Genomic DNA, 7,906 nt, shown 5'->3' with positions numbered 1-7,906 from the left:
ATCAAATAACTACATAAGTTCTATAGAATCGCGACAACTATCTTGACAACTACCGAGGCTTAAGGCGCTTCAGCGCCGGGTCGAAGACTTATCCTCGCAGGGTTATTCGCCTGAATTCACTTCCTGTCACTTTCCCCTTCGAGCGAATCAAGGAGCGTAAGCGACGCGGCGTGAATACGGTGTTTTATGACGTATGTCGCCTTTCCGAGTAAACCTCATTTATCATTATTTATATCTTCAGCTCTTTCTATGTCTCTTAATAAAGCATTGAGTTGTCTGAATCCATTTTTATTTTGAATATTGTAATTTTTCCAGATTACACACAAGACTAATAGTATTGAAATAATAGAAATTAAAGTATAGAAATTAAATTTGTGAAGAACATTGTAAGAATGAATGAATGACCCTAATAATCCCAATACAATTGACCACGTCGAAGCACCTAGTCCGTGTATTCGAGATGTTCTACTAGAGATCCAATCATATCTTCTTTTAAGGTCATCCGAAGATATTTTTTTTCTGAAAGCTACTACTGACATTAAATAATCAGTATAATCCTCTATAATCTTCCAATCATCATTACTATTTTTCTTCTTTCGCCTTTTAATTTCCTTTTCTAAATAAGTTATTTCCTTAATAGATAAATATATTTTTGAGTTCCCAAAATTCCATTTGAAAAAGAAATATATCTGATAAATTATATATCCGATGGGAACACCAATAGCTACAAAAAGAGCAGCGATGCCTGCCAATGCCGATGGATTTTCAAAAAGTCTTACTATCTCAGATATCTTAAATTCATATATTGAGAATCTGAAAAGAGCTATAGTTAATAAAAACAGCCATCCTGGAATACCCCATCTTAAAACTTGAAATTCTGTGTTCACAATTTTCCTCCATTGATTCGACATATGTCATATGACGTTTCCGCATTCCTGACGTTCAAGCGGCTTAAGTGACCGAAGGGAACGGGTCGTCAGACTTAGCCGATTGAATGTGTCGCCTGGTTCACTACTTCGAAATCCCCCTTGGCGACCGAGGAGCGAACGTGACGATGCAGGAATGTTTTGTTATAGGATGTCGAAGCCCCCATTGAAATACCAACCAAATACATTATTTTTTTCCTATTACAATTAGAATATCAATATATTCACACTAATTACATCAAATCCTAGTTCCAAATACTTTTTGATAAAGTTCGGGAGGACCTGTCTCTGTTGCATACCTAAAATGATCCTCGTCATTAAAATCTGATACAAAAGCAACAAAATCACTTGTTCGATTAAGATGAATAAAGGATGGCTCCAACTCTTTCAGTACTTCAATCATACATTCAATTAACTGCCTATTGTGACGATCGTACACTTCATCAGTAACATCCTCTACATCATCAAAAAAATCCTGATGATCTCGCATTAATTTATCCATTTCGTCAGTCCAATCAATCATTTCTTCAAACGCAAAATCACCAATGCTAAACTTTATATACTCAAGTGAATATTTGTCTTGATATTTCCCTTTGTATGCATCCTCGTATCTATAATGCAGTTCTGATAACGTATTCCAATCTAATGTTATATATCCGTTCAAAACCAATGTTAGGACGTATACATCTTTATTATCACTAGTTTTTGCGAACTTTTCGATTACCTTTGGATAATGAGTTACTAATAGTCTTTTAAATAATTTATAATCAAATTCTTTTTGCATTTAAACTCTCCTTTATTGATTTTCATTTGATTTAAAAGGTCCATTAATGATTTCTTTCATATGTTTTTTCGCTTAGATTTCCTATAACGTTCTTATATTCACGAACTTGCGCAGCAAGTTGTCAGTGAATAGACTCCATTATAAATCAACTTCTTCTGACCCAGGCGCAGCCGTAGCGTGAATATGGCGTTATCAGATGTTCTTGTTTGTCTGAATCTGCCAAAACATTATTTTACATTGTTTATCTACTCAACGACTACAGTCATATCACTTTTCAAAAGAGACCACTCCAAAATAAATTCCTCTGATAAACTTAAAAGATGCGTTTTCTTAATATGCTTTAAATAGTGACTTCTTTCGTCATATGGTAATACCTTGCATGCAATTAACATTGCCCTTCTACTCCACGGATCTAGTCCTGAATATGCCTCTTTTAATTCCCGAATCCAAGTTGATGCATTTGCTTCATATGCAGCAAAAATAATCTTTCTTTTTGCTTCGGGAGAAGATGATTTATATAATGAATGTAATTTATTTAAATGATTCAAATTAGCATTGCTAGCAAATAGATTTAAAATTGCTATATAAAAATACTCGTTAGACTGAAAAAGCTTATCTTCGAGAATTGTTATTAGTTGATCACCCAATTGTAAAAAATCGTTCTCAAAGTTTCTACTTGCCGTGATCAAATAATGACAAACATCACTAATTGCAGGAATCAATTTATTAATATTTTCTATTGTATATTCGATACCACCTGGTGCGCCTAATTGCCCAAGCCGTCTATACAGCCATCTAATATTTTTATAGTCTGGATCAAGGACATTAAGGTGTTTTTCTAATACTTCACTGATATTATCATCAGCAAACAATTCTTGTTCCTCTTTTCCTAATTGTTTAAAATCTATTCCTTTGTACATACCTGTAGTATATTTTTTCAAGACTTTAATCATTTTATTTTCATGTTCATTTAATGGGTTGTCATTTGTGATATTTTCACAGATAAGTTTAAAATCCTCCGTTTTTATCACAGCAGTTTTTTGTTGTTGTAATATAAGTTTTTGTTGTTTATCAAGTATTCCTGCCATCTCATAAATAGTTATGCTTGCTTCCTTTTCATCATCACAAAACACATATATATCATCTGCATATCGACAAAACTCCATTCCTTTTATTGATAAACTATCATCAATTGGAATTAACGTCATTTCAGCAAGTAAATGTGAAAAATGCGGTCCCACAGGTATACCTCTAGACACAGTCTTTGTAATATCTTCTAGTACACGCATAATAAATTTGCTTATTTGATTTGGAAATCCTGCCTCTATCAATTGGTTTTCTACAGTATGGTGATAAATCTGATTATAAAAATCCGATATATCCATTCGTACTACATATCTTTTACTACTACTTTTTTCAAGGCAAGATGCCCAAAACTCTTTCCAAGAATTCTCATCACTATAAAAAATACCATCTTCTTGAGGGTTAAATCTATAACTAAATACTGTTTTTTCTTTCTTGGGTCGTCTTCGCATTTCAATTAAATGTCCATATTCAAAGATGACTGCTGCTAATAGGAGACTATCAATAGGGTCTAATTGAGTAGCCGTTCTATAAGACAATTCTGTTTTTGGAATGACAAACCTTCTGGATGATTGAAATTGATGTTGTGTTAAATCATAGTCTTTTAATCTTTGGATTACTTTGTCTTCCAATTCTTTTAATATATCTATTTCTTTCGGACTTGGAAATAAATCTGTATCTTTTTCCAGTTGCAAATGATTAATAGCCAATTTTAAGACTCTTCTTTAAGCTTCAATTAGTACCCTCATCTCATTGTAGTTATAACTAATAGATTTATTTTCCACAGTACTATCTTTCATGAATTTCTGATAACGTTTAGCATTCACGATGTTCAATCGGCTTAAGTGACCAAAGGGAACGGGTCGTCTGACTTAGCCGATTGAATGTGTCGTCTGAATCTACTTCTTCGTTATCCCTCTTGACGACCAAGGAGCGTAAGCGACGATGTAGGAATTCTTTGTTATACGACGGAGTCACTTCCTTGACATTTCCCAATAAATTCTAACTCTTATCAATTACATCTTCATTGATATTACGTGATTATCCCTATACTACGCATAAAAGCACTATATTGATCACCATCTTCTTTAACTTTATCAATGATTAACTTAGCAGTTGACACCATTTCAGGCACTTCAACTGGCATTGTTGCTCTTTCAATAGAGCCTTGTAAATGAGAATATTCATTGTTAATCCTATCTATTAAAATTGGGGGAACCTTATCATCTCCAAAGAAACGTTCGAGTTTATCTTCAGAAAAATCAGGATATTTAAAATAGAGATATATCTCCAAGAACTTTCTTGCATTATTCCCGAAATTATAAAATAACTCATAATTCGAATCATCCACAGTGGTAATACAAGAACACTTGTAGATACAAGAAAATAAATAGTTAAACTCAGTACCAAATTCCTTTAGATATCTTGGCATAAGTAATATAGTTGAATAATGACCTTGCCTGTTGATAATAAAATATTGTTTGCTACAACTTTTTGATTTTCCATTTGCTTGTTGTTCCAAACTATTCAGTCGTCTTAGATACTTTAAAAAGTCAAGATTGTGAGTCGAAATAAACAGCTGTTCAAATGCTCCCTTTCCGGATATCTCAGCGGCAATCAAGCTGTAAATGAAAAAGATATGATTTCCATCTAAACTTGAAATGGGGTCATCGATCCAAATAATAGGTCTGATTCCACTGGTTTCAATGTCGTTTAGTTTCGCAACAAAGTAACAAAATGAAATTAAACTACATTCCCCTTCACTCAAATGATAAGCACGCTTTCCATTTCGGACAATTTCGAAACGAATCCTCTTTTCACCATCATTGTTATCTTCTGTAGCTGTTAGAGAAAGAAACTCGTGGCCAAAAAAATCAGTAAGGTATTTATTAACTAAAAGCGCTCCTATCTCCTCATCATTTTGCTGGCGTTTTTTATTTTTTATCTTTTCTTCTATTCCTTCTATCTCAGCTTGAGTTCTATCCACCTCTTTTTTAGCATCTTCTAATCGCTTTTCACTTCTATTGATAGTATTCAGATTCTCACTATAGTTTATAGTTGAACAAAAATCATGAATCTCTTGTAACCGTAAAGCTTCTCTAACTTTTGTCTGCTCTAAATCTAATTTTCCCGTAAAATCATTAGATTGAATACGCCATTCTTCGTAACTAATCAAAATTCTTCGAAGCTCTTGAGAGTAATCGACAGGGCGTTCAAATAGCATAGAAACGGTTATAGCTTCTTTTCTCTTAGTTAATTGCTCTAGTATTAATTTCAATTGTTCATTATAACTAGAAGATACTATTGAATATGAATCAGACAATTGTTCAATCTCTTTTTGGAAATTTGAGTAGAACAAATTTTTATCAATTACAAAACTATCTTTGATTGTTTGCATTTCTATTTCAACTTTTTTAATCAATCTCTCAATTTTTTGTTCCAAAACTCTTGATTCATCATCAAAATGCTTATGTAAACAACTCCAACGCTCATCAGGAACTCTTTCACCACAAAACGCACAAACTTCTCTTTTATCCTTATGTAATTCATAGCCTTTTTTAACCCACTCATTCAAGGTTACCTCACGAAGTAATTCAATAATCTTATCAGAAGAACCAATTTCCTGAGACAATATTTCTTCTGACTCATTGCAGAACTGTTCCCATTGAAGTGACAAAGTAGGAAGAGCTGGAATAACAGATTTAACTTGCTCTGTCAGCATCAGCTCAAACTCAGATTTCTCATGATTGACTAATGAAACATACTCCTCCGATAAAACTCTTCTTATATCTTCACTTAACTTTGTTCTATTATAATTTGGATCTCCAAATCTACCCAATTGATACTTTATACCTGTATTACGTCCAATTGCCTTTTCTGAAAGTTGTCTATCTAAACTACTCGCAAGCTGATCATTAGCTGATTTAAATTCCGTATATATTGTTTTGTAATTCTTTAACTCTGTATATAACCCTGTCTCTTTATCTTTTTCATTTGAGCCAACTACACTTTTTAAAACAGCAATTTCTTCTTCGAGGATGTTATTAGCATCACCAAGAACAGCAAAAGGTTCTACATTGTCTTCTGGGTTATTTATAAACCTCAAATTTTCTCGCACAAAATCTTCATTAAAAACTCTGATATTCTTTTGAACATTGGATAATTGACTTTGATTGATAATAGTATCATCATCAAATACTACAGAGAAAGACGGACTCTCGTATTTATCTGAAATTTCACCCATTTCCATTGCTCTTAAAATACGAGAAAGGGTTGTTTTGCCAGAATAATTTCTCCCGTAAAGAATATTCATTCTCTCAAATCGCATTATCTGACCATTATTATTTATTACTGAGTTATCCCATTCGAAATTTTGGAAAACAGCAAGATCTTTTATAGTTGTAATCTTCTTGATCATTAAAATAACCCCCTATTTCAGTTTATTATAAAAACTAAAATTCCTTTCTATAATATCTATGGCTCTGTCGTATAACGTATAACGTACTCGCATTCCTGACATTCAACCAACTTAAGTGACCGCAGGGAACCGTTCGTCCGACTTATTCGGGCGATGTGTCGTCTGAATTAACTTCTCCGAAATACCTCTTGGCGACCAAGGAGCGAACGCGACAATGCAGGAATGCCAAACGTTACACGAAGTATAACCATCCGTAAAAACTACAAAATATCCTTTGGTACCCATGTAACTATGTTATTTCCGGGACATGCAATAACATCCCACACTTTATTATTTAGGCAGCTGAAAATAATAATTGTGTACCATAAAATTTAATTCCTTCTACTTGAGATCCAACACAAAGGAATCTCAATGTTTGTTCAGCAACTTCCTTTAATTCCGGTTCCATGATTTCACTTCTTTCATTGTGCTATCTTACAAAAGTGTTTTTTACTCTTACAGATTTAATAAAATAAGGTATCCAGATTGCACATGTAAGAATTGATTTAATTATATCTCTTATAGAACTTCCATCTTCAGTCTCTCTTGCTAACGGAATCTGTAACACCAATATTGTATCCACAACACCAATGATGAAACTTACACTATAAAAAATAATCATTAGACGTGGCAATATAGATTTTCTTCGATAAAAGTTAAATAGGATAAATACAGAAAAAGCTAAGAATGATACATTGCAAATGGTTTCAAACACTAGTAGTGGTCCCCACAATGGATGATATAACTCTGAGTCAGTAGAAGTTAATACGTTCCATGTTTCTGGACTAAATGCCGGTAATGAAAACTGAAAAAGCTGTGTTAACATTATCAGTATTGTAAAATATAAACCGAATTGCACGAAGATTAACCAACCTCCCAATCCGCTAATACCCAATCGGTGATTATCCATTTCCTTCTCTATTACATCGACTTCCAAAATGATACACTTCCTTCATTGGTTTTTAATTGCTTGCATAGCGATCTAGTCCGCTCTGAAAGGACTCCTAAAGAATACATATTCGCCTTCAACATTCCATTCTCCTTCCAAAATATAGCACACAGTCTACAAATAAAGTCAAAAAAGGACAGAATACTCAATTGAGCATTCTGTCCTTAAATCTACCCTAACAACCCTACTCTCCCCAGTTCTCCACAATGAAGTTATCCCGCCCGGATTGCTCTCGGTCTTCCTTATAATGCTTCGGATTCTTGCGGTGGTAGTCTTGGTGATATTCCTCTGCTCCATAGAAAGTCTGGGCTGGTATAATCTCCGTTACGATGGGGCCTGGGAATCTTGCACTTACCGCTACCCGCTCCTTAGAAGCAAGAGCTGCTATACGTTGTTCTTCCGTATGGTAGAGAATGGCTGTGCGATACTGTGGTCCTCTATCTTGGAACTGTCCACCGGCATCCGTCGGATCAATCTGGGGCCAGTATAGTTCTAGCAGTTGATCATATGAGAATATAGCTGGGTCAAATGTAATCTGCACTGCTTCATAGTGACCTGTCGTTCCAGTCTTCACCTGTTCATAGGTTGGGTTGTCTGTCGTTCCTCCGGTATACCCTGATATAATACCGTGTATGCCAGGTAATTCCTCAAAAGGTGTTACCATACACCAGAAACACCCTCCAGCGAATGTTGCCTTCTCCATACTT

Annotated in this window: 6 protein-coding genes; all 6 read right to left on the bottom strand. The window is 34.3% G+C overall.

The features are described 5' to 3' along the window. Window positions 1-215 precede the first annotated feature (215 nt). The 6 genes from ACH8E3_RS06110 to msrA all read right to left on the bottom strand — a co-directional run bounded on the left by ACH8E3_RS06110 (window position 216) and on the right by msrA (window position 7,902). On the bottom strand, window positions 216-887 hold the full coding sequence (locus ACH8E3_RS06110; RefSeq protein ID WP_458631728.1) for a BA5345 family protein: 672 nt from the start codon (window positions 885-887) through the stop codon (window positions 216-218). A 277-nt stretch (window positions 888-1,164) separates the two neighbouring features. Further along, a complete protein-coding gene (locus tag ACH8E3_RS06105) occupies window positions 1,165-1,710 on the bottom strand; it encodes a DUF4303 domain-containing protein (protein ID WP_458631727.1) in 546 nt (181 codons plus the stop codon). A 245-nt stretch (window positions 1,711-1,955) separates the two neighbouring features. Continuing rightward, window positions 1,956-3,503 (bottom strand): RNA-directed DNA polymerase, encoded by a 1,548-nt coding sequence (locus ACH8E3_RS06100; protein WP_458631726.1) that lies wholly within the window; start codon window positions 3,501-3,503, stop codon window positions 1,956-1,958. Between the two features lie 323 nt (window positions 3,504-3,826). After that, entirely contained in the window at window positions 3,827-6,211 is a 2,385-nt protein-coding gene (locus ACH8E3_RS06095) for an AAA family ATPase (protein WP_458631725.1), read from the bottom strand. Between the two features lie 469 nt (window positions 6,212-6,680). Next, on the bottom strand, window positions 6,681-7,187 hold the full coding sequence (locus ACH8E3_RS06090) for a DUF2569 domain-containing protein (RefSeq protein ID WP_458631724.1): 507 nt from the start codon (window positions 7,185-7,187) through the stop codon (window positions 6,681-6,683). 196 nt (window positions 7,188-7,383) lie between these two features. Beyond that, window positions 7,384-7,902 (bottom strand): peptide-methionine (S)-S-oxide reductase MsrA, encoded by a 519-nt coding sequence (gene msrA / locus ACH8E3_RS06085; protein WP_458631723.1) that lies wholly within the window; start codon window positions 7,900-7,902, stop codon window positions 7,384-7,386. Between the last annotated feature and the right edge of the window lie 4 nt (window positions 7,903-7,906).

This window comes from Paenibacillus sp. CMAA1364 (genome assembly GCF_054373195.1).
Note: the sequence above shows the minus strand (reverse complement) of the source record. Positions and strands in the feature narration are given on the sequence as shown.

Coding starts and splice junctions, on each gene's coding strand:
- ACH8E3_RS06095 (WP_458631725.1), bottom strand. CDS start 6,211: ATGATCAAGAAGATTACAACTATAAAAGATCTTGCTGTTTTCCAAAAT.
- ACH8E3_RS06105 (WP_458631727.1), bottom strand. CDS start 1,710: ATGCAAAAAGAATTTGATTATAAATTATTTAAAAGACTATTAGTAACT.
- msrA (WP_458631723.1), bottom strand. CDS start 7,902: ATGGAGAAGGCAACATTCGCTGGAGGGTGTTTCTGGTGTATGGTAACA.